This is a genomic window from Tritonibacter mobilis, assembly GCF_001681715.1.
Classification (GTDB): Bacteria; Pseudomonadota; Alphaproteobacteria; order Rhodobacterales; family Rhodobacteraceae; genus Epibacterium; species Epibacterium mobile.
In genome coordinates, this window is sequence record NZ_LNWY01000021.1 from 39,791 (window position 1) to 64,092 (window position 24,302).

Here is a 24,302-nt window from a genome sequence, read left to right on the forward strand (position 1 = left end):
AGGTAAACATGAACAATTCCGTATTCTTTGGCGCGCTGACCGTGGCCGGTCTCGCAGCCGGTGCTGCAGCAGCCGGCACGCTGGACGACGTCAAGGCACGCGACAAACTGAACTGCGGGGTCTCCACCGGTCTGGTCGGCTTTTCTGCGCCGAACGCCAACGGTGAGTGGGAAGGCTTTGACATCGCGGTCTGCCGCGCTGTGGCAGCAGCCGTCCTCGGTGACCCGAGCAAGGTCGAATACGTGCCGACCACCGGCAAGACCCGCTTCACCGCACTGGCCTCTGGCGAGGTTGACGTGCTGGCCCGTAACACCACTTGGACCTTCAGCCGCGACGTTGACCTGAAGTTCGAATTCATCGGCGTGAACTACTACGATGGTCAGGGCTTCATGATCCCCAAAGAGCTGGGCGTGTCCTCGGCCAAGGAACTGGACGGCGCGACCGTATGTATTCAGACCGGTACCACCACCGAGCTGAACCTCGCGGACTTCTTCCGTGCCAACAACATCTCCTATGAGCCGGTTCCGATCGAGACCAACGCAGAAGCGCGCCAGCAGTATCTGGCGGGTGCTTGCGACGTCTACACCACCGACGCATCCGGTCTGGCGGCAACCCGCGCGACCTTTGACGATCCGTCCAACCACGTGATCCTGCCGGAGATCATCTCCAAAGAGCCGCTCGGCCCGCTGGTCCGTCACGGCGACAACGAGTGGGGCGACGTGGTGCGCTGGACCCTGAACGCGCTGGTCGCAGCTGAAGAGCTGGGCATCACCTCCGCGAACATGTCCGAAAAAGCAGCTGGCACCGACAACCCGGAAATCAACCGCCTGCTGGGCTCCGAGGGCAACCTCGGCGAGATGCTCGGTCTGGACGCGGACTGGGCTCAAAAAGCGCTGGCCGCTGGTGGTAACTACGGTGAGATCTTTGCCAAGACCATTGGTGAGGACACTCCGGTCGGTCTGGCCCGTGGCCTGAACGCCCAGTGGACCGATGGTGGCCTGCTTTACGCACCGCCGTTCCGCTAAGTTTTGAAACCGGAAAGGGCGTGAGGTTCTCCTCGCGCCCTTCTTCCCAGTAAAGAATAACGAAATCTGCGGCCAGTCACAGAGTGAGGATGAACCTCGCCGGGAGGATTGGAACTGCAGGCCTCGGGGATCCCTATATATGTCGACTTTGACTGACCCGCCGAAAGAGAGTTTTCGGCTGTCGATGCTGATTTACGACACCCGCTATCGCTCCGCGACCATTCAGGTGGTTGCCATGATCGGGTTTATGATCCTTATCGGATCAATCATCAGCAACACCGTTCACAACCTCACGGATCTGGGTAAAGAACCCAGCTTTAGCTTCCTGTCAGAGCCAGCGGGCTATGACATCAACCAGCGACTTCTGGATTATGACAATCAAGACAGCCACATGCGGGCGTCGTTGATTGGTCTGCTGAACACGCTGGTTGTGGCCGTTCTTGGCTGTATCACTGCAACCATCCTTGGCGTGATCATCGGCGTCTTGCGCCTGTCGTCGAACTGGCTTGTCGCTCGTTTGATGACCATCTACGTCGAGATGTTCCGCAACGTGCCGGTGCTCTTGTGGATCGTTTTCATCATGGCGATCCTGATCGAGACACTGCCTGCGCCTCGCGCCTTTAGGGGGGACACTCCCGAAGCCACGATGAGCGTCTTTGACAGCGTCGCCGTGACCAATCGCGGTGTCTATGTGCCAGAGCCGCTGTTTCACAACTCGCTTGGCAACATCCATGTGTTTGGCGATTCAGCGCTGCGTTTTGATGTCTCGCTCGATCTGATGGCCTTTTTGATCGTGCTTGGCGGCAGCCTCTATGCTTCCATGCGCATTCGCAAATGGGCTGACGCGCTGCAGGAATCCACTGGGCGGCGGCCAACGATCTGGCACATCCGCGCCGCGGTTGTGATCGTGCCATCTGCGCTCTTGATGTTGGTGCTGGGCTTCCACCTTGGTTATCCAGAATTGAAAGGGTTTAACTTCTCGGGCGGGACCCATCTGCGCAACTCCTTGATTGCGCTGTGGTTGGCCTTGTCGCTCTATACGGCGGCCTTCATCGCCGAGATCGTGCGCTCTGGTATTCTCGCAATCTCTAAAGGTCAGACAGAAGCGGCTGCGGCCCTTGGTCTGCGCCCCAAGCGGATCATGAACCTCGTGGTTCTGCCGCAGGCGTTGCGCGTTATCATTCCGCCGCTGATCTCCAACTATCTGAACCTGACGAAGAACTCCTCGCTCGCCATTGCTGTGGGCTACATGGATCTGACCGGGACATTGATGGGGATCACCATGAACCAGACCGGGCGGGAGTTGGAAACCGTGCTCTTGGGTATGCTCGTGTACCTCACGATCAGCCTGCTGATTTCCAGCGCCATGAACTGGTACAACAATCGCGTCAAACTGGTGGAGCGGTAATATGAGTGACATTTCTTTCGTTCGCACGGAGATGCTGCCACCCAAAGATCCGCCAGCCAGCGAAGTTGGCGTGGTGGGATGGGCGCGCGCCAATCTGTTCTCCGGTTGGTTCAACTCGATCCTGACAGTGGTGTCGCTGTACTTCGTGATCAAAATCCTGATCGGATTGATTGGTTGGGCATGGGTGCCGACATGGTCGGCCACCTCGCTGCCAGAATGCCGCGTGATCTTTGAAGAGCTGGGACGCAGCGGCCACAATGCTGGGGCGTGCTGGGGCGTGATTGCCGAACGCTGGCCACAGCTGTTGTTTGGCTTTTATCCCAATGGGTACGAGGAAGGGACGGCTGACCTGCGCTGGCGCCCGGTTCTGGCCTTTGTGTTGCTGTTTGTCGCGCTGGCGCCGGTGCTGTTTTCCGACAAGGTTCCGGCCAAGCTGATCTACTTCACCGCAGTTTACCCGTTCCTGATGCCTTGGCTGTTGTGGGGTGGCACCGTGTGGACGCCGGTGTCTGCTGCACTTGGGTTTGTGCTGGGCTACGTGGTCTATAAGGCGCTCGCTCAGAGCACATCGGAGCTGATCGGCTTGATCGTCGGTGTTGTCGCTGCATTTGTGTGGTGGCTGTTTGTCGCCTCGCTGTTTTCTTCAGCGCTGGCCTCAGTGGTCCCACTGGCATTGGAATCGGTGGAATCGCGGCAGTTCGGGGGCTTCATGCTGTCGATCACCATCGGCGTTGTGGCCATTGGCCTGTCGCTGCCGATCGGGATCGTGTTGGCACTGGGACGTCAGTCGGATCTGCTGATCGTAAAGACGCTCTGCGTGGGCTTTATCGAGTTCATCCGCGGCGTGCCGTTGATCACACTGTTGTTCGTGGCCTCGACGCTTTTGAATATCTTTATGCCCCCGGGGACCAACTTTGACATCATCATGCGGGTCTTCATCATGGTGACGCTCTTTGCCTCCGCCTATATGGCTGAGGTGATCCGGGGCGGTCTCGCGGCGCTGCCAAAAGGTCAGTATGAGGGGGCCGACAGTCTTGGTCTCAACTATTGGCAGGCGCAGCGGCTGATCATCATGCCGCAGGCGTTGAAGATCTCCATTCCGGGCATCGTCTCCACCTTCATCGGCGTTTTCAAGGACACCACCCTTGTGTCGGTTATCGGTTTGTTTGACCCGCTGAACCTGACAAACGCCATCCGTGCTGATGCGGACTGGAATGGTCTTGTGTGGGAGCTTTACGGCTTCATCGCGCTGCTGTTCTTCGTCTTCTGCTTCGGCATGTCCCGCTATTCCATGTATCTGGAGCGCAAACTCCAGACTGGCCACCGTTAAGGAGTTCAACATATGTCTGAACTTGCTCTCGACCGAGAAATCGACCGCTCCAAGATGAAAGTCTCGGATGAGGTCGCCATCCAGATCACCGATATGAACAAGTGGTACGGCGCATTTCATGTGCTGCGCGACATCAACCTGACGGTGAACCAAGGCGAACGTATCGTCATCGCGGGGCCTTCGGGCTCCGGCAAATCCACCCTGATCCGCTGCCTCAATGCGCTCGAAGAGCATCAGGCGGGCAAGATCTTGGTGGATGGTACCGAGTTGTCGAATGATCTCAAGAACATCGACAAGATCCGCTCCGAGGTTGGCATGGTGTTTCAGCACTTCAACCTGTTCCCGCATCTGACCATTCTGGAAAACTGCACGCTGGCCCCGATCTGGGTGCGCAAGACGCCCAAGAAAGAGGCCGAAGAGCGCGCGATGCATTTCCTGGAAAAAGTGAAGATCCCCGATCAGGCGCTGAAGTATCCGGGCCAGTTGTCGGGCGGTCAGCAGCAGCGGGTGGCGATTGCACGGAGCTTGTGCATGATGCCGCGGATCATGCTGTTTGACGAGCCGACCTCGGCGCTGGATCCGGAGATGATCAAAGAGGTGCTCGACACGATGATCGAGCTCGCCGAAGAAGGCATGACGATGCTCTGTGTGACGCATGAGATGGGCTTTGCCCGTCAGGTGGCGAACCGGGTGATCTTTATGGATGCCGGCCAGATCGTGGAGCAGAACGAGCCGGAAGAGTTCTTCAACAACCCGCAGAGCGAACGCACCAAGCTGTTCCTCAGCCAGATCCTGGGTCACTGAGACCTGTTGTCAAATTGAGAAAAGGCCGGGCAATGCCCGGCCTTTTCGCTTGTTTATGTGGTGTGAGGGGGCGCTGCCCCCTTTCGGGCCCTGCGGGCCCGACCCCCGAGATATTTGCAAAAAGCTGAAGGCAGAGCGGGATCGCGCCGCGTCAGCGGCGCGCCCGGCCCAACGGGCGATATCGCATTTCAATGCGAGGGAGACGGGCGGGAGTGCTCCCCCGCCCGTTTGCGTGTTGTTAGCGTGAAAGATGCATCACGATTTCAGGTTGATCGAAGAAGGCGTTGAGCCGTTCTTCCCCGGCCTGAAAACCATAGGCCTTGTAGAAACCGCGTGCCCGGTGGTTGGCGGCAAAGACGCAGAGTTCCAGTTCCGCGCGGGTGTGCAGCGCGTGATCCAGCAGCGCGCGTCCGTACCCTTTGCCTTGATGCGAGGGCAGTACAAAAAGGCCGCCGACCTCATTGCCGAGCAGGGCGATAAAGCCTGCGGGCGTGTTATCTGCGTCAATCATCCAGGTTTCCGCGAGGTCGAGAAACTGGTCACGGATCATGGCTTCGGCCTGTGCGACCAAGGCCGCGCTCAGGAAGGGATGCGCGATGGCACTGGCTTCACGCCAGATATGGAGAACCGCCGGTTTGTCCGACGGAGAATAGGGTCTGATCATTGTCAGGGGTATCCCGTTTAGAGTCGCCTGCAGGCGACGAATTTGATGTTTGTATTGCGCAAGTCAAAAGCGGCAGCCGGATGGGTTGCCTTCGCATTTTTGGTTCTTGCGGTACTGGTGCCTTGGCACCGGCATCAACGGGACATCAAAACTCCTATGTCGGTGGCCTTTGATACCCTGCGCTTCGGGTCCATGCAACTATTCAGAACAGAAGGATTATTCGCCCAAAAGTTCGCGCGGGACCACGAAATCAATCACCCGGCCACTGGTGGGTTGCATTTCGGCCCAATGCGCAATGTCGAACTCCACGATCAGTGTAGCCCCTGTCGGGTAGTCGTCGAACCGCGAATGGGGCGGAGGGTGTTTCACGATCTCATGGGCAAATTCCATCAGGCCGGGGTTATGACCGAGCAAAAGCACCTGCGGCTGTGTTGCCTCGTGCAGCACATCATGGATGATTTCGGGCGTCGCGTGATAGAGCCGCTCCGTAAAACTTGCCGGTGCCGCAAGCTCCATCAGGTCATAGGTTTCACGGGTGCGTTGCGACGACGACGACAGAACTTGCATGGGCTGGACCTCTTGCTCGCGCACCCACGCGCCCAAGGCTGCGGCAGAGCGGCGGCCGCGTTTGTTTAAGGGGCGTGCGTGGTCACTGGGGGCGTCGGTGTTCCAGGCGGATTTGGCATGGCGGGTCAGATACAGGGTGCAGGTCATGGGCGGTGAAAATATCTCATGTGGTGGGCAGTTTGCGCAGGCGGGCGCCCGGCACCGTCACTGAGCGGGCAGGCTCGGCGCGCGATACAGCCCGATGCCATGCACTCCGCCCCCTGTGCTGTGTCGAGGTGGTCATGACAGGCTGCCAGCTTATAGGGGCCTTCGTCAACCAACGCGTGTACGGGGCAGGCAGAGAGGCAAGGCCGCGTCGCGCAGGTCTTGCAGGGGGAGTGTTGGTATTTGGGTGGTGGGATCGTGAAAGTCTCGTCAAAGTGGAGTGCTCCGCGGTAGGAAATCAGCATGCCAACCTCATCATGCACCAGCATCTGCGACGGAGATGTGAAAGCGCGCCCGGAGGCCAGCGCCCAAGCGATAAATGGCGCGTAGGGTGGGCCATCAAAGGGGAATTTCACAGCTTGCGCTTGGTGCTTGCGAGCGATGGAACTGAGCACGCGCAGGGAATAGCGATCCACCGGATCGGGGGCTTGGTCGCGTCCCTCTGGTGCTGCGCGCAGGCGCTCCCAAAACGCCGGAGCGGTGCCGATCAGGATCAGCGTGCCGCTGTCGTATTCGGGGACGGGCACACGTCTAGGGTGAATGCCGCCGTAAATCATCAGACCATAGGGCGCGAGGGCCGCATCAAGTTGCCCATAGCGGTCATCGGTCAGTGCGTGAGGATCATTTGCGACCATAGCTGCTAGCAAAACCCGAACCGGGCGTGCTGGCAAGTCGCGCGTGATGCGAGTTTAGTGATCTGTGCGATCAGCTGCGGATCATCGAGCCTGCGCCGTGATCGGTGAACAGCTCCAGCAGCACTGCATTGGGCACGCGGCCATCGACGATGGTGCAAGCGCGTACGCCGCCGCGGACGGCTGTCAGCGCGGTCTCGGTCTTGGGGATCATACCACCTGCAATCACGCCTGCGGCGGTCATGGCCTCGACATCGGCGGCCTTGAGTTCGGTGACCACAACGCCCTCGGCATTTTTGACACCCGCCACATCCGTCAGCAGCAAAAGCCGGTCGGCCTTGAGCGCGGCGGCGACGGCACCGGCGGCGGTGTCGCCGTTGATGTTGAACGTCTCGCCCGCGCGGCCCGCACCGATGGGGGCGATCACTGGAATGAACTCTTTTTCAAAGAGGTTCTTCAGCATGTCGGCGTTCACCTCTGAGGGGGTGCCAACAAAGCCAAGGGCCGGATCTGTCATCTCGCAGGTGATCAGGTTGGCGTCCTTGCCCGAGAGGCCAATCCCCTTGCCGCCTTGGGCGTTGATCGCCTGCACGATGCGTTTGTTGACCATGCCGGAGAGCACCATCTCCACCACTTCCATCGTGGCTGCATCGGTCACACGCTTGCCGTTCACGAATTCGGATTTGATCTGCAATTTGTCGAGCAGCGAATTGATCATCGGCCCGCCGCCATGCACGATCACCGGGTTTACCCCCACCTGACGCAAGAGTACCACATCACGGGCAAAGCTTTCCATGCCCTCGTCGCTGCCCATGGCGTGACCGCCGAGTTTGATCACCACGATGGCGTCGTCATAGCGCTGCAGGTAGGGCAGGGCGCTTGAGAGGGTTTCAGCAGTGGCAATCCAGTCGCGGTTCATGTCTCGGGTCTTCATCGCTGTCAGGTCCTGAGGCCCCGGCGCACCGGAGCGGGGTGTCACTGAGGTGTTACGCATTTCCGCAGCCCCTGCCAAGGATGATCTGGCCTGACAGCCACGCATCCCATTGCCGTTGCCGCGCCGAGTGCTACTGTTGCAGGCGCAGCATCACCCGCGAGAGGACATCCCATGCGTCGTAAAACCCTGCTTTTGACCGGAGCCAGCCGGGGCATCGGTCATGCCACCGTGCGCCGGTTCAATGCCGAGGGCTGGCGGGTGATTACCTGTTCGCGCCAGCCTTTCCCAAAGGAATGCCCTTGGGGCGGGGGCGAGGAAAACCACGTGCAGCTGGATCTGTCGGACCCCTCCGACACCATCAACGCGGTTGGCATCATTCAGGAACGGCTGGAGGATGGCAAGCTGGATGCGCTGGTGAACAACGCCGGGATCTCGCCCAAGGGACCGGAAGGGGAGCGGCTGAGCACGCTCAACACCGATCTGATGGACTGGGCCAAGGTGTTTCACGTCAATTTCTTTGCCTCGGTGGTGCTGGCGCGGGGCCTGCGGGAGGAACTGGCGGCCGCCAAGGGCGCGGTGGTCAATGTGACCTCGATTGCGGGCAGCCGGGTGCATCCTTTTGCGGGCGCGGCCTATGCGACCTCAAAGGCGGCGCTGGCGGCGCTGACGCGCGAGATGGCGCATGACTTCGGGCCGATGGGCGTGCGGGTCAATGCGATTGCGCCGGGCGAGGTGGAGACCTCGATCCTGAGCCCGGGCACCGACAAGATCGTGGAAAAACTGCCGCTGCGCAGATTGGGCCAGCCCTCTGAGGTGGCGGATGCGATCTATTTCCTGTGCTCCGAACAGAGCAGCTATATTTCCGGCACCGAGATCGAAGTGAACGGCGCGCAACACGTCTGAGCGGAGCGGGATTGGCCCGGCCTTGCGCGCAAAGCCGGGCCGAGGGTCAGCTGACCACGCGCTTGAGGCGGGGCAGGTTCGACAGGATCAACACATCCAGTGCCAGCACCGCCAAGAGCGTCAGACCCACCAGCGGGAAGGCCAATGAGGCAAAGAGCCCGATCAGCACCGCGCCTTTCCAGAACGGCAGGTCCTGCGGCACCGGCGGCGCGGCAAGACGGCCTGCGCGCGAGGGGCGCCGTTTGAGCCACATCACCACGCCCGACACACAGACGAAGATCACCGAGAGGCAGAACACCGTGTTCAGCACGATGTTCCAAAGCCCCATGTCGCCCTCGTGAAAGGCAATGCCCACCGCCATGGACTTCCCGGCCAGTGAGTAGTCGGAGAATTTCACATCGGCGAGGATCTTGCCGGTGAACTGATCGACATGGACGGTGCGGTCGCACGTCGGGCAGGCGCTGTCGTTGCTCATACTGTCCTGATTGATCGTGTAGACGCCGGTGTCATTACCGGGAAACACAATGCGAAAACGCCCCTCGTAGCCCAGCGTGCGCGCCAGCGCGTAGATGCTGTCACCGGTCACAGCGCTGCCTTCGGGCAGGCCCGTGATCCCGGCGTCAGAGCCGGATTCGGGCATCGGGGTCTGCTCCAGCGCCCAAGGCGTGTCCTTCATGGCGCCATGATTCATGTGGTCTGCGTGGGTGCTGTCCGAGAGCGGAACGGCCTCCCATTTCTGCGCCGGGAAGGTGGACCATGCCTGCACAAAACGCTCGCCCCAGATCCCGGCCCAGGACAGGCCGGACACCAGAAACACCACCAAAATGAGCGAGATATAGACGCCGATCACCGCATGAAGGCTCTTCCATAGGGCGCGCCCCTTGGCGCGCAGGCGCGGCACAAAGGCAGAGGTCCAGTCGCCGCAGGGCCACCACAGATAAAGCCCGGTCAGCACCAGAACGATGGCGAGACCTGCGGCGATCTCGATGAGGCGATCACCGGTGTCGCCGATCAGCAATGTGCCGTGAATGTCAGAGAGGAAGTCATACCAGCCCGCGCGGCGGTCCCATGTCTCCACAACCTCGGCGGTGTAGGGATCAACGGCGACCATGCGCATGCCGCCCTCGGTTGCGACGCGCACTACCGCGGCGCGATCTGCGGCCTTGGGGCCGATCCATTCAACACGCGTGGCGCCGGGAATGGCGTCCACGGCCGCTTGGGTCTGGGCCTCGATGGGCTGCACCAATGCGCCGACGGGCACGGCAACATATTCACCATCGCGCCCGTCAAAGATCGAAATATACATCATCGCAAGGCCGGTGACGGCCAGCATGATGAGAAATGGAATGACGTAGAGGCCCGCATAGAAATGCCAGCGCCATGCGGCGAAATAGAATTTTTGCGACAGATTCGGGGTGGCGGGACGGCTATCCGCGCCAGCGGTTTGGCTGAGTGCCATTGTGGGAGTTCTCCATACCAGTAAAGCCGCGTCAAAGCGCGGTGCAATCAGGGTGATTTTGCGAAGGATCAGGAGAGAGCGGGCGGGCCGCGGGCATCATAGCGCCAGTGAAACCCGGCGCTGTGATGGGTGAAAGGGGCGCGATACCACAGATCACGCTCCGGCCCCATCAGGGGCAGAGGCAGTTGCGTGGCCGTATGGGCCGCGAGCTGCGGCTGGGCGGCGAGGGGACAATTGCGGCTGGCGCTTTCGTCCTCTTCGTGTTCGCCGTGCGCGGGCGTTCCCTCATCGAGGTCGACCCAACGTTCCTCTGGGCCGTTGCCCGTACAAAGCACCAGCAGCACCTTGCCATCATGCGCCGTCACCGGCATCCAGCCCGCCGGGATCAACCCGGCGATCAGGATAGCCAGCAGGCCCAGATATGGCATGAGGCGGCGCAGGGGCTTAGTCCAGATGCGCGATGATGGAGCGCAACGTGGCGATGCCGTCGCCTTTTTCCGACGAGGTCAGCACGATCTCGGGGTAGGCGGCGGGGTGTTTGGAGAGCGCGTCGCGCACCTGATCGAGGATCTTGGCGCGGTCTTTCTCCTTCACCTTGTCGGCCTTGGTCATCACCACCTGAAAGGTCACGGCGGCGCTGTCCAGCAGCTTCATGATCTCCTCGTCGACCTTTTTGACACCGTGGCGGGTGTCGATCAGCACAAAGGCGCGACGCAGGGTCTGGCGACCGGAGAGATACTGTTTCAGCAGGCGCTGCCATTTCTCCACCACCGCCAGCGGCGCATTGGCGTAGCCATAGCCGGGCAGGTCAACGAGATAGAGCTCGGGCCCTTGGGTGAAGAAGTTGATCTCCTGCGTGCGCCCCGGCGTGTTTGAGGCGCGCGCCAGCCCCTTGGTGCCCGTGAGCGCGTTGATCAGCGAGGATTTCCCCACGTTGGAGCGCCCGGCAAAGCAGACCTCAATCCGATCTGCCGGGGGCAGGCCGGACATCGCCACCACACCCTTGAGGAATTCGGACTGGCCGGCAAAGAGCTTGCGCCCGGTTTCTGCGGCCACTGCTTCGGGACCTTCGGCGAGGGGGAAGGGAAGCTGCATCACAGAACCTCTAGGCTGTCGGAGAGCGCGATGTCGCCACCGCTCAGAACTTTGGCGCGGATGCCAAAATCGGTGTGGCCCCAATGCTCGCGCAGTGCCTTCAGCGTGTTGGCATCGCGTTCGCCGGTGTCGGGGTTGGTCTCGGTGGCGCGGCAGCGGGTGATGCGATCCACCACTTCCAGCCGGGTGGAGCCGATTTTCAGCTCCCGTCCCACCCAGTCGAATTCTTCAAAGGGGGCGGTGCCGTCGATCCAGAGATTGCCGCGAAAGCGGCGTGGGTCGAGGTCTTGTTCCAAGGCCTCACCCAGCGCCTTCAGCGAGGTCAGCGACAGGATCGAGACGGCAGAGAATTTCGCATCCGCCATGCCGCCCGTAGGGGCCTTGATCAGGCTGTGGGGCTGGGGGCGCTCGGCCGGGTATATCGGCAACAACCAGTCCAGAAGCCGCGCACCATCGGTGGCCGGATCAAGGGTGATCTCGCCCTGTTTGGGATGGCGCAGAGTGATCTGATCGCCGCTGCACTCGGAGGTGATCGCCATCAGCTCGGGGCCGAAACAGCCACGGGCAAAGTTCCGGCAGGGCTGCCACGCGCCGGTATCCTCGGATGTGCCTGTCAGCACCGCCCAAGCCCGATCCAAAGGCATAGGCCCGCCTGTTTCCAAGCGGACCTCTGTCAGTGGTTCGGCCCCGATCCCCTTGATCGGGTGCCGCCACATTTGTTTGACAGTTGCTGTCATTTCTTATCGGCCTTCTCGGCTTTTTCACCGCGTTTGAAGCTCGACTTGATATTGCCGAACACATCCGGCGTGTAGCCGTGCGAACGCATGATCAGGTACTGCTGGGTAAAGGTGATCACGTTGTTGGTGATCCAGTAGACCACGAGGCCCGAGGCAAAACCACCCAACATGAACATGAAGACCCAAGGCATCCACGCGAAAATCATCTTCTGGGTCTCATCGGCGGGGGCCGGGTTCAGCTTCTGCTGCAGCCACATGGAGATACCGAGCAGGATTGGCAGGATGCCGATAAAGGCCAGCGCAAGGATCGAATCCGGCGCAGGCGCACCCCATGGCAGTAGGCCAAAGAGGTTATAGAGCGAGGTCGGATCGGGTGCGGAGAGGTCTTGGAACGGGCCAAAGAAGGCCGAATGGCGCAGTTCGAGCGTGACGAAGATCACCTTGTAGAGCGAGAAGAAGATCGGGATCTGGATCAGGATCGGCAGACAGCCCGCAGCCGGGTTTACCTTCTCGCGCTTATAAAGCTCCATCATCTCCTTTTGCATCTTCTGACGGTCATCGCCTGCGCGTTCACGCAGTTTTTCCATCTCGGGCTGCAGTTCCTTCATCCGCGCCATGGAGGCATAGGATTTATAGGCCAGCGGGAAGACGAGGATTTTCAACAGGAAAGTGAGCGCGATGATCGCGACACCCATGTTGCCGATGGCGGCATTGAGCCAATGCAGCACGGCAAAGATCGGCTTGGTGAAGAAGAAGAACCAGCCCCAGTCGATCGAGTCGAGGAAACCTGCGATGCCGCCACGTTCGTATTCGCGGATGGTGGCCCATTCCTTGGCACCGGCAAAAAGCTGGGTGCTGGCCGAGGTGCTTTCGCCTGCGGCGAGGGTCACGGTCGGCAGGACAACGTCGGTTTGGTAGATGTCGCGGCGCTCGTCGTATTTTACGATAGAGCGGAATGCGTCGCCCGGTGCGGGGATCAGCGTCGACATCCAGTAGTGGCCCGTGAAACCGATCCAGCCGTTTTCAGTGACGGAAGTGATCTGAGAGCGCGAACCATCGCGCGGATCGGGGTCGAAATCGGTCATGTCGTCATAGTCGATCTCGGCCAGTTCCCCATCGGCCATGCCGACGACGCCTTCGTGCAGGACGAAGAAATTCTCAAGATTTGCAGGCAGGCCGTGGCGGGCCAAGGTGCCGTAGGGCGCGAGCGCGACGCTTTCGCCAGAGGTATTGGTGACCGACTGGGTGATCGAGAACATATAGTCCTCGTCGATGGCGATCTCGCGCGAGAAGGTCAGCCCCTTGCCGTTGTCCCACGTGAGGGTCACCGAGGTTTCGGGCGTCAGGGTTGCGCCATCTGCCGCTTGCCAGCGGGTGTTGGCAGTGGGGACGTCCTCAATCCCGAGGCCTGTGCCCGGCGCCCAGCCATAGAGCGCGTAATAGGCGTTGGCCTGACCGGCGGGGGACAGCAGCGTCACGATGGGCGAATCGTCGTCCAGCGTTTCGCGGTAATCCTTGAGGCGCAGATCGTCGATACGTCCACCTTTGAGCGAGATGGAGCCCTCAACCCGTGGCGTGTTGATCGCAAGGCGCGGGGCGTCCTCGGCTGCGTCAACCTCGGCGGTGGCGGCCGCGTCAGCCTCAGCGGTTGCTTCACCGGCGCTGGGCGCGGCCGCAGGGCCAGAGGTGTCGCCCGGTGTCGCGGTGGTTTCGGTGACTTGTGCCGCTGGCTGCGGGGCCTCTTCCGGGGGCGGGAAGAAGAAGTACCAGCCGAGGATCACTAGGAAACTCAGAGCGGTTGCGAGCAATAGATTCTTGTTCTGATCGTCCATCTGGACAGCCACCTCATGCATGCAAAGTCAGGGTGTGGTTCAACAGAGGTCGGTCCAGAAGGTCAAGGGAAATCCGGGGATCGTAGTGCGCGCAGGGGGCGGAATCCCCAAAAACATTGGCTTTGGTGCGGCAAGTCGTATCAGAGTGGATGCAGCCCGCCTGTCTCGTTGCATAAGAGGGGGGCGTCTCCGGACGTGTATTGCAGCCGCCGGGATTCGCCGTTTTGGCCACGCCTAGATTGCCCCGCGATAGCTAGGCGACGGCGTGGTATCTGTCGTCAGTGAAACCTGTCAGTGAATTCTGTCAGTGACGCTGGCGACCGATGGCTGGGGCGTCTTGCAGCTTAGCCTCGTGGTTTATCACCCAATCAAGCGTCTGGTCGAAGGGCATCGGGCGGCCAATACCAAACCCCTGTACGTGGTCACAGCCCAATTGTGCCAAGAACGCATGCTCGCCTGCGGTTTCCACCCCCTCGGCGAGGGTCTTGAGGTCCAGACGCTCTGCCATGGTGAGGATGGCGGCGATCATCTTCTGCTGTTCGGGATCGTGATCTGCCTTGGTCACAAAGGAGCGGTCAATCTTGATCCGGGAGACCCGAAAGCGGCGCACGGAGGCAATCGAGGCATGACCGGTGCCAAAATCATCGAGATCTATATGGCAGCCCATCTCGCCAAGCGCCGTGATATTGCGCGCCACAACCTCGTCGGGCTGATCGGTCATCACGGTTTCCAGCACCTCGACGGTGAGGCGGTCGGGCGTGAGGCCGAAACGATCAAGTTCCCAGCGAATGCGGTTAACCAAAGCAGGGTCGCGCAGCTCGTCAGTGGCAAAGTTGACCCCAACCGACGGCACTTTGAGGCCAGCAGCGTCCCATGATTTGATCGCAGTCAACGCCTGTTGCACCATGACCTGGCTGAGCTTTTGCAAAAGGCCAGCTTGCTCCAGTGCGGGCAGGAAAGCCGAGGGCGGGATCATGCCCTTTACCGGATGACACCAGCGCGCAAGAGCCTCGAACCCGGAGACGCGGCCGGTATCGGTGCAAATCTGCGGCTGGAACCATGCTTGGATCATGCCATTTTGCAGCGCGGAAGCTGCGTCCTCCAGCAGGTTATCCGTGCGGTTGAGGTGCACATGCGTATCGCTAGAGAAGGCACGGATGCTGGAGGGGCCAACGATCAGCGCCTCGTCGAGCGCGGCCACCGCGCACTCCAGCCAGCTGCTGCCCGCATCCCTGGGGACGCGGTGGCGCTGGCAAATGCCGATAGAGCAGGACACAAAGAGAGAGGTGCCGCCAAAGGGAATGGGTTCTTCCGCGCGGTACTGCAAACGACCCGCAAGCTGGATGCACAGCTCAAGATCAAGCTGCATGATCGGGGTGAGGCAAATCGCAAACCGGTTGCGCCCCAGCCGGGCCACGGTGTCGCGATGGCGCAAAACCGAACGGATTCGCTCCCCGACGCGCTGCATCACGATATCCCCGGCATCCTGACCATGCGCGCCAATCAATTCGTCAAAATCGTCGATCTCGATCACCAGAAGCGCGGATTTCAGGCCACTGTCCTCGGTGCGATTAAAAACGTCGCGCGTGTGGGTTTCAAACCCGGACGCCAGCAACAGACCCGTCAAGCCGTCACGCCCCGGTGTGACCACGCGTTTGCGGGAGAAACCTGAAAAGAGGGCAAATGTCAGCGGCAGGCCGAGCGCCACCGCCACCAATGCTTTTTCGCCACCAAACCAGAACGCCCCAAGGGTGAGCGCAGGCAGGAAGGCCAGCATCGGCGGGCCGAACACCACTTGCGAGATTCCGTCTCTGACCCGCTGTAGGAGACGTGAATACGGAAAATTCATGAGTTCGAGACCTTTCGACTTCGCCGGTGGTGCAAGCACAGACTAAATCGCGGGTCTGACTGAGGAGTTAACGCAGCTGCGGGATTTCCTCGGATTCCGTCACATCTTCGAAATTTTTGAGCGCCAACCCGGCAAAATCAAAGAGCTTAGGGTCCAGAAGATGCGACGGGCGCGCATTCATCAGCGCCCGGAACATCACCTGACGCCGTCCGGGGCTGTTTGATTCCCATGTATCAATGATCTGTTTCACTTGCTGTCGTTGCAGCCCGTCCTGACTGCCGCAAAGATCGCAAGGGATGATCGGATAATTCATCGAGCGCGCAAATTTCTCGCAATCGGCCTCGGCCACATGGGCAAGGGGGCGAAACACAAACAAATCGCCTTCTTCATTAACCAGCTTCGGCGGCATGGTGGCCAGACGACCACCGTGAAAGAGGTTCATGAAGAACGTCTCAAGGATGTCATCGCGGTGATGGCCGAGCACCACGGCAGAGCAGCCTTCCTCACGCGCAATACGGTAGAGATTGCCACGGCGCAGGCGCGAACACAGGGCACAATAGGTGCGTCCTTGCGGGACTTTGTCCATCACGATGGAATAGGTGTCCTGGTATTCGATCCGGTGCGGCACACCCATCTTTTCCAGAAACTCCGGCAGCACCGTGGCGGGAAACCCCGGCTGCCCCTGATCAAGGTTGCAGGCCAGCAGATCCACCGGCAACAGCCCGCGCCACTTGAGTTCATAGAGCACGGCCAGCAGGGTGTAGCTGTCCTTGCCGCCAGAAAGGCAGACCAGCCATTTCGGCACAGAGCCGTCCTCGCGCCGTTCCACCATGCCATATTGCTCCACCGCTTCGCGCGTGTAGCGCACGATACGTTTGCGGAGTTTTTTGAACTCGGTGGTCTGCGGCGCGCCGTGAAAGAGCGGGTGAATGTCGTCGATGTCCTGGTCCAGCATAAGCGCCCCGTAGCGCCTGTCTGAGGGCTTGCCAAGTAAAACCTGCATGAAGCCTGCGCAAAAGATCCGCGGACTTTCGATCCACGCGGGGGGATGGGGCGTATTCCCTCATGTAACAGCAGGGAGAGAGCGCGATGAAATACCTATGGCGCGTAGCGCTGATGGTGGCTGCGGTGCTGGCAATGCTGGGGCTTGCCAATTGCGGGCGGCCCTCGCTGGGGGATGCAAAACTCAGCGATCGGCAGCTCAATCTTGAGGACTACTTTACCGGAAAAACAGTGGCCTACGGTCAGTTCAAGGATCGCTTTGGCACAGTGCGGCAACGGTTCAAAGTGGATATCGACGGTGCATGGGATGGCGAGCAGCTCACTTTGAACGAGCGGTTCGCCTATGCGGATGGCTCAAGCGAGACACGCAATTGGGTGCTGACGAAAACTGGCGCGGATCAATGGGTTGGCACCGCCGAAGGGGTGCAGGGGCAGGCGCAGGGGCGCGAGGTCGGAGACACGTTCAACTGGACCTACACCATTGATCTGCCGATGCCCGATGGCGATAGCATGCGGGTCGATTTTGACGACTGGATGTGGCTTCAGGAAGATGGGCGTCTGTTGAACATCGCTTATATGCAGCGCTTTGGCGTGACGTTGGGCGAGGTTACGATTTTCTTTGAAAAACGCCAGTGACCTAGTGGTCGTGGCCGCAGCAGCGGTCATGCTCCGGGTCGGCGCCGGGCACCGGATCATAGCCAGAACTGCCAAGGGGATGGCAGCGGCCAATGCGGCGCAGCATCAGATATGTGCCTTTGAGGGGGCCATGTCTCTCCAGCGCTTCCAGCGCGTAGGCGGAACAGGTCGGCTGATAGCGACAGTTAAAGCCCACCCATGGGCTGAACAGCAGCCGATAGCCGCGGACGGGGAGGGCGATGAGGCGGGCGAGAAAGCGCATGACACCGACATAGGCGCTGGGCTCTGACAGTGCAACTTTGATGGGGCGGCAGATTGCGCCGCGCAGCGGCGCTGGGCCCAACGGGGGAGGGGGCATGTTCATGCACCCGACACGGGCGGGAGCCTCCCGCTGTCAGGAGCCGTGGATTTTGCGCAGCGCGTAGGCAAAGTCTTTTTGCATTTGCTCAAACGGGCAGGTGGTGGTCTCGCCTGCGCGTCCGATCAGCACATAATCCCAGCCGGGTTTGCCATGCTCTTTCAACAGCAGCCGCGCGATTTCACGCAAGCGCCGTTTGGCGCGGTTGCGCATCACCGCGTTGCCGACCTTTTTGGAACAGGTAAAGCCAACCCGAAACGGACCATCGTCGCCGCGCTTGCGTCCCTGCACCATCATCGACCTTGTGCCCTGCTTGCGCGCGCGGGCGGCAGCGAGGAAATCGCCGCGTTTGGTCAAGAGTTCCATTCCCGCCCGAATCTTTGCAGGCTTGGACGGGCGCGGGGCGCGGCTTGTTTTGGGGGTGGCAGATGCACAAACGGACACCGCCGGAGGCTGTGTCCCCTGGTCAGCTTTGCCGTCCATGGGAGCCTCCGGCGGTGTCATGTCCGTCAGAACCAGTCGTCTGAGCGCGAAAACTTATGCGCTCAGGGACTTACGACCGCGTGCGCGGCGTGAGTTCAGGATTTTGCGGCCTGCCTTGGTGGCCATACGCGCACGGAAGCCGTGGCGGCGTTTGCGAACCAGGTTCGAAGGCTGATAGGTGCGTTTCATCGCTCCGGTCTCCAAATGTTGTCATCGGGTACGGCGCGGAATCGCCCCCCGGGGTCTATCTCGAAGCCCGGTCTCTAGACGCCTGATGCCCGGCTGTCAAACCCCATGCGGGGAATTTCAGCGCCTGCTGCCATATTTCTGTTAAAAAACACGAGGCGCGGCGCGATCGAACAGGGCAAATCGCCCAATGGCGCGGCGGTGGCACGTCATCGAAGGGAATCACTTACACCAAAATGCGCAGCGCGCAACGTCGAGGAAATGTTTCAATTCTGTCATCGAAGGGCCCGGATCATCACGAAACGGCAGGCCGTCATCAAGCGGGCGTGAGAGAGGCTGCAGCGCTCTCGCCATTCCCACATCTAGAGCGCTAGAGCAAAAGAGCAGTCACACCGACGGATGCCTGCAGAGCCCGCGTAAGGAATATGAGATGATGAGCGAAACCCCGTCCTCCCCGCCCCAAAAGACCTGGCTCAGACATGTGCCGTTGGCCCTTGTGGCGGTCGTTGCCATCATTGGGGCTGTGACCCTCGGGGATGTGCTGTCCTTTGAAACCCTGCGTGACAACCGCGAGGCGCTTTTGGCATTTCGGGATCAGAACTATGTGGGGCTCGTGTTGGCGTTTCTGGCCGCTTACATCGTGATCGTCGCCTTCTCGCTGCCGGGCGCGGCGGTGGCGTCAATGACCGGGGGGTTCCTGTTTGGTCTGATTGCGGGCACTGCGTTCAACGTGATCGCCGCCACCATCGGGGCGATGGCGATCTTTCTGGCCGCGCGTTGGGGGCTGGGGGCGACACTATCGGCCAAGATGGCGGCCAGCGAAGGCCGTATCCAGCGGCTGAAAGCTGCGCTTCATGACACCGAGATCGAGGTGCTGCTGCTGTTGCGTTTGGTGCCAGCGGTGCCGTTTTTTGTCGCGAACCTCCTGCCGGCGCTGGTGGGGGTGAAGCTGTGGAATTTCTTTTGGACCACGGCGCTGGGCATCATTCCGGGGGCGATTGTGTTCACATGGATTGGTGTCGGCTTGGGCGAGGTGTTTGATCGCGGCGAAAGCCCGAACCTCAGCCTTTTGTGGGAGCCGCATGTCTTGGGGCCGATCCTTGGCCTGTGTGCCCTGGCGGCGTTGCCCATTGTGATCAAGGCCCTGCGCGGCAAGACGGAGGTCTGAGAGATGCAGTCGATCAAATGTGATCTGCTTATTATCGGTGCGGGGTCCGGCGGGCTGTCGCTGGCGGCGGGTGCAAGCCAGATGGGGGCCGATGTGGTGCTGCTTGAGGCGCATAAGATGGGCGGCGACTGTCTGAATTACGGGTGCGTGCCGTCAAAGGCGCTGCTGGCGAGCGGCCATATGGCTCATGCACAGGCACATGGCACGGCGTTTGGCATCGCGGATCACGCGCCTCAGGTGAATTATGCCGCGGCCAAGGGTCATGTGCAGGAGGTGATCGACACCATCGCGCCGGTCGACAGTCAGGAGCGGTTTGAAGGGTTTGGCGTGCGGGTCATTCGCGAACAGGGCCGGTTTGTCGGCCCCAATGAGGTGGAGGCTGGCGAGACAAGGATCACCGCGCGGCGGATCGTGGTTGCCACCGGCTCCAGCCCGTTTGTGCCACCGATACCGGGGCTGGAGGATGTGCCCTATCTGACCAATGAAACGCTGTGGGAGCTCAAAGAGCGCCCGGCGCATCTGATTGTGGTTGGCGGCGGCCCGATCGGCATGGAGATGGCGCAGGCGCATCGCCGTCTGGGCAGCAAGGTCACGGTGCTTGAGGCGCAGGGCGCGCTGGGGCGTGATGACCCGGAGGCGGCAGCCTTTGTGCTGGAGCGTTTGCGCGGCGAAGGGATCGACATTCGCGAACACACCGCAGCGCAGGCTGTGCGTCAGGAGGCAGGCCAGATCGTGGTGCAGACCAGCGCCGGGACGGTCTCTGGCTCGCATCTTTTGGTGGCGGTGGGGCGCAAGCCCAATATCGACGGGCTGAACCTTGCGGCAGCAGGGGTCGATGTGACACCCGCCGGGATCAAGGTCGGGCCGGACCTGCGCAGCAGCAATTCCAAAGTCTACGCCATCGGGGATGTGGCCGGGCAGGGGCAATTCACCCATCTGGCGGGTTATCACGCCAGTGTCATTATCCGCTCTTTGCTGTTTGCCCTACCTGCCAAGGCCAAGGGCGACCACATCCCGCGGGCCACGTATACGGATCCCGAAATCGCCCAAGTGGGGCTTACGGAGGCTGAGGCGCGCAAAAAATACGAGGGGCGACTGGAGGTGGCGCGGTTTGACTACGGCCACAACGACCGCGCCATTGCGACCCGTCAGGCACAGGGTTTCATCAAGGTGATGGTGGTCAGGGGCCGCCCGGTGGGGGCGACCATTGCCGGTCATCAGGCCGGAGAGTTGATCGCCACATGGTCGCTTGCCATTGCCAATGCGATGAAGATGAGCCAAATCGCCGCAATGGTTGCGCCTTATCCAACAATCGCGGAACTTAACAAACGGGTCGCGGGGGCGTATTTCTCACCGAGACTATTTGAAAATTCCGGCATAAAACGGGTTGTCCGGCTGGTGCAGCGCTGGCTACCCTGAGGCGAAAACGGGGACTGATGTTAAACACGCTTTCGGGCCGATTCCTGATCCTGACAACGGTCTTCGTGATGTTGGCCGAAGTGTTGATCTTTGTCCCCTCGATCTCTCGGTTTCGGCAGGACTACCTGGAGGACCGTCTGGAGCGGGCTCAGATCGCCTCGCTTGCGCTGTTGGCAGATGACATGATCGAAAGCAGTCTGGAGCGGGAGCTGTTGGAGAATGCGGGCGTTTATAACGTGGTGCTTCGGCGCGACGAGATGCGCCAACTGGTGCTGTCCTCGCCCATCCCGCGCCCGATCGGTGCGACATTTGATCTGCGCGACGCCAGCGCGCTGACCCTGATCGGCGATGCGTTGATGCGCCTTTCGACGCCGGGCAATGACATCATTCGGGTGATCGGCGCACCGGTGCGGGATGCGGGTCTGCTTATTGAGATCACCATGGAGACCGGTCCGCTGCGGGCGGCAATGATCGACTATGGTCTGCGTATTCTGCTGCTCTCGGCGGTGATTTCTGTGCTGACGGCGGTGTTGTTGTTTATCGCGGTGCGCATGGTGCTGGTGAAGCCGATCAAGGGTGTGATTGGCTATATGCAGCGCTATGCAGCCGCGCCCGAAGATGCACGTGGGATCATTACCCCGAAGGCGGGGGTGATCGAGCTGCGCGAAGCCGAAGAGGCGTTGCAGAAGCTTCAGACCGAACTGACCCATGCGCTAAAGCAGCGCGAGAGGCTGGCGCAGCTTGGCGGTGCGGTGGCCAAGATCAGCCATGATCTGCGCAATATCCTCACCTCGGCGCAACTGTTCACTGACCGCATCGAGATGAGCGAAGACCCTCTGGTGCGACGTCTGGCGCCGAAACTGGTGAATTCCATCACCCGCGCGGTGTCGCTCTGTGAGGGCACGCTGGCCTTTGGGCGCGCCGAAGAACCGGCGCCGACATTTGGCCGGGTGTGCCTCAGCGAGATCATTGATGACGTGGCAGAGAGTGAAAACCTCGTGGCCTCTGATGTGGTGGTGGAGATCGCCAATACCGTGCCGCTGCCCACGATGATCCGCTGCGACAAGGAGCAGATCTTTCGCGTGGTTATGAACCTCGTGCGCAATGCCCGGCAGGCGATCATCGCCACAGGGCGCGATGGGCGCATTACGGTGTCCTTGCGCGAAGAGGAGGATGCGTGGTGGATCGAAGTGGCCGATGATGGCCCCGGTCTGCCGAAAAAGGCACTCGACAATCTGTTCACCCCGTTTCAGGGCGGCGCGCGCAAGGGCGGTACCGGACTTGGGCTGGCGATTGCGGCGGAGCTGGTCAAAGGTCACGGCGGTCAACTGACGCTGGGCAGAACCGGCCCAGAAGGCACGGTGTTTGAGATTTGCCTGCCCAAAGGCGATGGCGCGGTTTAACTCTCTGATCTGCTGGCGTTTTGCGAGCGGCGACTATTGAGGATGTGATCAATCGCCGGGCGGGCGCTCATGATAATATGAGTTTCCAGATGGGCGGCCAGCGCCTCACCGTCACAGCGGCGAAAACAGTCCAAAATTTCGGCGTGTTCGCGCAATTGCCGCTGCCGTGCCCGCACCGAGATGATCGGCTTGCCAAACCGCTGGAACAGGCGCTGGTGCAGGGCGCGCAGATGTTCGATCACATGCGGACGATTGGCCGGAGCCAGCAGCGCCTCGTGAAAGGCGATATTGTGCCGTGACCAATCCTCATCACTGCAGGTTTCCATCGCCGCTTGCGCGGCCTCCAGTTTGGCAATATCCGCCTCGGTGGCATAGCGCGCGGCCATTTGCGCCAGCCAGCCTTCGATTTGGGCGCGCATTTCGGCCAGTTGCTCAATCTCGCTGGGGGAGGGTAAGCTGACGATGGCGCCCCGGTTGGAGCGCAACGCCACCAACCCTTCTGTTTCAAGCAGTTGGAAGGCCTCGCGCAGGGGCACCCGGCTCACACCCAGTTCTTCGGCCAAGCGGGATTGGCGCAGCGGCGCGCCATCCTCAAACCGGCCTTCAAGGATCATGTCTCGGATGCGATCCGCCGTCTGACGCGCGCTTTGTCCGCGTTGCATTTGGTCTTCCTTGCTCATTCAAGTGTTCTGGCGCGCTGGCTGCGCGGCGTCAACATCACCTGCTGTGTCGCCATTTTTGACAGTCAAACCGTCATTTGTGAATTCAAAATACGTCACCAATGCCTAAATTGAATTCAAAAATGTTGACTCTCGCCCGGTATCGTCTGACAGTCTCCCTATCTGGCGGCGGTCAGCCGCGCGGCATCTGGGAGGATAGGGGATGTTGAGACTAACGGTGGCGCTTGTGGCCCTGAGTGCAGGCACGGCGATGGCGGGAACGCTTGAGGAGGTCAAAGAACGCGGCAAGCTCATATGTGGGGTCTATCCGGGGCTGCCGGGCTTTGCCTTTTTGTCTGAGGATGGCACGTGGATGGGATCCGAAGTGGCCTTTTGCCGGGCCCTGGCCGCAACGGTTCTAAAAGACCCCACGGCGGTGGAATTTGTTCCCACCCCCAGCAAAACCCGCTTTACCGCTCTGGCCTCGGGCGAGGTTGACGTGCTGGCCCGCAACACCACATGGACCTTCAGCCGCGACGTGGATCTGAAGTTCGAATTCGCAGGCGTCAATTATTACGACGGTCAGGGGTTCTTGGTGCCCAAGGAATTGGGCGTAACCTCTGCCAAGGAACTGGACGGCGCGACCGTCTGCATCCAGACCGGCACCACGACCGAGCTGAACCTTGCGGATTTCTTCCGCGCCAATGGCATCTCATACGAGCCTGTGCCGGTGGAAACCAACGCGGAATCCCAACAGCAGTATCTGGCGGGGGCCTGTGACGTCTACACCACTGATAAGGCGGGGTTGGCGGCGACTCGTTCGGCCTTTGCTGATCCGCAAAATCACCTGATCCTGCCGGAAACCATCTCGAAAGAGCCGCTTGGTCCTTTGGTGCGTCATGGGGACAATCAATGGGGCGACGTGGTGCGCTGGACCTTGAATGCCCTGATTATCGCTGAAGAGCTGGGTATCACGCAGGATAACGTCACCACGCTCGCGGCGAGCGCGACCAATAATCCGGAGATCAACCGGGTGCTGGGCACTGAAGGCACCTATGGTGAGATGCTGGGCCTGGATCAGGATTGGGCGGTCGCAGCGATTTCTGCCGGCGGCAACTACGGAGAGATTTTTGCGAGGTTTCTGGGAGAAGACACGCTGATCGGCCTCGACCGTGGTCTGAATGCGCTCTACCGCGACGGTGGCATCCTCTACGCGCCTCCCTTCCGCTAGGAGTGTATGCGCCCCCTGAGCGATCAGCGGGGCGTGCTGTCATAGATGTTTCAAAAAAGTTCTGATTTGGGGTTGCGCCCGTCGAGGGCCAGCTATAAACCCCGCCCTCAGTGGACCGATAGCTCAGCTGGATAGAGTACTTGACTACGAATCAAGGGGTCGGGGGTTCGAATCCTCCTCGGTCCGCCACTTCCCATTTGTTGAACGTCAGACGAAATTGACCTAGGCGTCATAAGCTGACCCAATCCACTGTTTTTGCCGTGTGGCTTGTTGCGTTGATCTGACCTTCCATTCGGAAAATCAGGGCTGATTTG

25 protein-coding genes and 1 tRNA gene are annotated in these 24,302 nt (G+C 60.6%); 11 read left to right on the forward strand and 15 right to left on the reverse strand.

The features are described 5' to 3' along the window. Positions 1 to 8: 8 nt before the first annotated feature. The 4 genes from UB90_RS19190 to UB90_RS19205 all read left to right on the forward strand — a co-directional run bounded on the left by UB90_RS19190 (position 9) and on the right by UB90_RS19205 (position 4,567). Entirely contained in the window at positions 9 to 1,025 is a 1,017-nt protein-coding gene (locus UB90_RS19190) for an amino acid ABC transporter substrate-binding protein (RefSeq protein ID WP_039982887.1), read from the forward strand. A gap of 139 nt (positions 1,026 to 1,164) precedes the next feature. Next, on the forward strand, positions 1,165 to 2,433 hold the full coding sequence (locus UB90_RS19195) for an amino acid ABC transporter permease (protein ID WP_005633188.1): 1,269 nt from the start codon (positions 1,165 to 1,167) through the stop codon (positions 2,431 to 2,433). Between the two features lies 1 nt (position 2,434). Continuing rightward, complete coding sequence (locus UB90_RS19200; protein ID WP_065326686.1) at positions 2,435 to 3,763, forward strand: amino acid ABC transporter permease; 1,329 nt, start codon at positions 2,435 to 2,437, stop codon at positions 3,761 to 3,763. 12 nt (positions 3,764 to 3,775) lie between these two features. Continuing rightward, positions 3,776 to 4,567, forward strand: coding sequence for an amino acid ABC transporter ATP-binding protein (locus tag UB90_RS19205; RefSeq protein WP_065326685.1), 792 nt, complete (start codon positions 3,776 to 3,778; stop codon positions 4,565 to 4,567). A gap of 238 nt (positions 4,568 to 4,805) precedes the next feature. Here UB90_RS19205 and UB90_RS19210 read toward each other — a convergent pair whose 3' ends face one another. From UB90_RS19210 to argB, 4 genes are all read right to left on the reverse strand, one after another. Continuing rightward, positions 4,806 to 5,231 carry a GNAT family N-acetyltransferase gene (locus UB90_RS19210; RefSeq protein ID WP_065326684.1) on the reverse strand — a complete coding sequence of 142 codons (426 nt, stop codon included), beginning with the start codon at positions 5,229 to 5,231 and terminating at the stop codon, positions 4,806 to 4,808. A 216-nt stretch (positions 5,232 to 5,447) separates the two neighbouring features. Beyond that, positions 5,448 to 5,945 carry a SixA phosphatase family protein gene (locus UB90_RS19215; RefSeq protein WP_065326683.1) on the reverse strand — a complete coding sequence of 166 codons (498 nt, stop codon included), beginning with the start codon at positions 5,943 to 5,945 and terminating at the stop codon, positions 5,448 to 5,450. After that, a complete protein-coding gene (locus UB90_RS19220) occupies positions 5,942 to 6,637 on the reverse strand; it encodes a ferredoxin (RefSeq protein ID WP_065326682.1) in 696 nt (231 codons plus the stop codon). The genes UB90_RS19215 and UB90_RS19220 overlap by 4 nt, the downstream gene beginning before the upstream one ends. Before the next feature lie 70 nt (positions 6,638 to 6,707). Next, positions 6,708 to 7,568 carry an acetylglutamate kinase gene (gene argB / locus UB90_RS19225; RefSeq protein WP_046002741.1) on the reverse strand — a complete coding sequence of 287 codons (861 nt, stop codon included), beginning with the start codon at positions 7,566 to 7,568 and terminating at the stop codon, positions 6,708 to 6,710. Positions 7,569 to 7,739: 171 nt separating this feature from the next. Here argB and UB90_RS19230 point away from each other — a divergent pair, with 171 nt between their 5' ends. Beyond that, positions 7,740 to 8,471 carry an SDR family NAD(P)-dependent oxidoreductase gene (locus tag UB90_RS19230; RefSeq protein WP_009177046.1) on the forward strand — a complete coding sequence of 244 codons (732 nt, stop codon included), beginning with the start codon at positions 7,740 to 7,742 and terminating at the stop codon, positions 8,469 to 8,471. A 46-nt stretch (positions 8,472 to 8,517) separates the two neighbouring features. Here the strand turns inward: UB90_RS19230 and UB90_RS19235 are convergent, their stop codons facing one another. From UB90_RS19235 to ttcA, 7 genes are all read right to left on the reverse strand, one after another. Beyond that, positions 8,518 to 9,930 carry a PepSY-associated TM helix domain-containing protein gene (locus UB90_RS19235; protein ID WP_065326681.1) on the reverse strand — a complete coding sequence of 471 codons (1,413 nt, stop codon included), beginning with the start codon at positions 9,928 to 9,930 and terminating at the stop codon, positions 8,518 to 8,520. Positions 9,931 to 9,998: 68 nt separating this feature from the next. Continuing rightward, entirely contained in the window at positions 9,999 to 10,358 is a 360-nt protein-coding gene (locus UB90_RS19240; protein WP_065326680.1) for a DUF2946 family protein, read from the reverse strand. A gap of 16 nt (positions 10,359 to 10,374) precedes the next feature. Beyond that, on the reverse strand, positions 10,375 to 11,025 hold the full coding sequence (yihA, locus tag UB90_RS19245; RefSeq protein ID WP_065326679.1) for a ribosome biogenesis GTP-binding protein YihA/YsxC: 651 nt from the start codon (positions 11,023 to 11,025) through the stop codon (positions 10,375 to 10,377). Further along, on the reverse strand, positions 11,025 to 11,762 hold the full coding sequence (locus tag UB90_RS19250; RefSeq protein WP_065326678.1) for an MOSC domain-containing protein: 738 nt from the start codon (positions 11,760 to 11,762) through the stop codon (positions 11,025 to 11,027). Before UB90_RS19250 ends, yihA begins: the two co-directional genes overlap by 1 nt. Next, positions 11,759 to 13,594 (reverse strand): membrane protein insertase YidC, encoded by a 1,836-nt coding sequence (gene yidC / locus UB90_RS19255; protein WP_065326677.1) that lies wholly within the window; start codon positions 13,592 to 13,594, stop codon positions 11,759 to 11,761. Before yidC ends, UB90_RS19250 begins: the two co-directional genes overlap by 4 nt. 304 nt (positions 13,595 to 13,898) lie before the next feature. Then, positions 13,899 to 15,443 carry a putative bifunctional diguanylate cyclase/phosphodiesterase gene (locus UB90_RS19260; protein WP_065326676.1) on the reverse strand — a complete coding sequence of 515 codons (1,545 nt, stop codon included), beginning with the start codon at positions 15,441 to 15,443 and terminating at the stop codon, positions 13,899 to 13,901. Between the two features lie 67 nt (positions 15,444 to 15,510). Continuing rightward, entirely contained in the window at positions 15,511 to 16,398 is an 888-nt protein-coding gene (gene ttcA, locus UB90_RS19265; protein ID WP_039982583.1) for a tRNA 2-thiocytidine(32) synthetase TtcA, read from the reverse strand. Positions 16,399 to 16,532: 134 nt separating this feature from the next. Between ttcA and UB90_RS19270 the strand changes: the two genes are divergently transcribed. Then, entirely contained in the window at positions 16,533 to 17,081 is a 549-nt protein-coding gene (locus UB90_RS19270; protein WP_065326675.1) for a DUF3833 domain-containing protein, read from the forward strand. Between the two features lies 1 nt (position 17,082). On the opposite strand, the gene yidD is transcribed toward UB90_RS19270, so the two are convergent. The 3 genes from yidD to rpmH form a co-directional block, all read right to left on the reverse strand. Beyond that, positions 17,083 to 17,343 carry a membrane protein insertion efficiency factor YidD gene (gene yidD, locus UB90_RS19275; RefSeq protein WP_065326703.1) on the reverse strand — a complete coding sequence of 87 codons (261 nt, stop codon included), beginning with the start codon at positions 17,341 to 17,343 and terminating at the stop codon, positions 17,083 to 17,085. Positions 17,344 to 17,475: 132 nt separating this feature from the next. Continuing rightward, complete coding sequence (gene rnpA, locus UB90_RS19280; RefSeq protein ID WP_065326674.1) at positions 17,476 to 17,943, reverse strand: ribonuclease P protein component; 468 nt, start codon at positions 17,941 to 17,943, stop codon at positions 17,476 to 17,478. 33 nt (positions 17,944 to 17,976) lie between these two features. Then, positions 17,977 to 18,111 (reverse strand): 50S ribosomal protein L34, encoded by a 135-nt coding sequence (gene rpmH, locus UB90_RS19285; RefSeq protein ID WP_005632162.1) that lies wholly within the window; start codon positions 18,109 to 18,111, stop codon positions 17,977 to 17,979. A gap of 427 nt (positions 18,112 to 18,538) precedes the next feature. Between rpmH and UB90_RS19290 the strand changes: the two genes are divergently transcribed. The 3 genes from UB90_RS19290 to UB90_RS19300 are packed head-to-tail and all read left to right on the forward strand — an operon-like array spanning position 18,539 to position 22,098. Beyond that, a complete protein-coding gene (locus UB90_RS19290; protein ID WP_065326673.1) occupies positions 18,539 to 19,276 on the forward strand; it encodes a TVP38/TMEM64 family protein in 738 nt (245 codons plus the stop codon). A gap of 3 nt (positions 19,277 to 19,279) precedes the next feature. Further along, on the forward strand, positions 19,280 to 20,695 hold the full coding sequence (locus UB90_RS19295) for a dihydrolipoyl dehydrogenase family protein (protein WP_065326672.1): 1,416 nt from the start codon (positions 19,280 to 19,282) through the stop codon (positions 20,693 to 20,695). A gap of 17 nt (positions 20,696 to 20,712) precedes the next feature. Next, entirely contained in the window at positions 20,713 to 22,098 is a 1,386-nt protein-coding gene (locus UB90_RS19300; protein WP_065326671.1) for a sensor histidine kinase, read from the forward strand. Here UB90_RS19300 and UB90_RS19305 read toward each other — a convergent pair. Further along, positions 22,095 to 22,778, reverse strand: coding sequence for a GntR family transcriptional regulator (locus tag UB90_RS19305; RefSeq protein ID WP_065326670.1), 684 nt, complete (start codon positions 22,776 to 22,778; stop codon positions 22,095 to 22,097). The two genes, UB90_RS19300 and UB90_RS19305, sit on opposite strands and share 4 nt — an antisense overlap. A 202-nt stretch (positions 22,779 to 22,980) precedes the next feature. Here UB90_RS19305 and UB90_RS19310 point away from each other — a divergent pair, with 202 nt between their 5' ends. Beyond that, complete coding sequence (locus tag UB90_RS19310; RefSeq protein WP_065326669.1) at positions 22,981 to 23,988, forward strand: amino acid ABC transporter substrate-binding protein; 1,008 nt, start codon at positions 22,981 to 22,983, stop codon at positions 23,986 to 23,988. Positions 23,989 to 24,100: 112 nt separating this feature from the next. Next, positions 24,101 to 24,177: transfer RNA gene (locus UB90_RS19315), tRNA-Arg, on the forward strand. Positions 24,178 to 24,302: the final 125 nt, after the last annotated feature.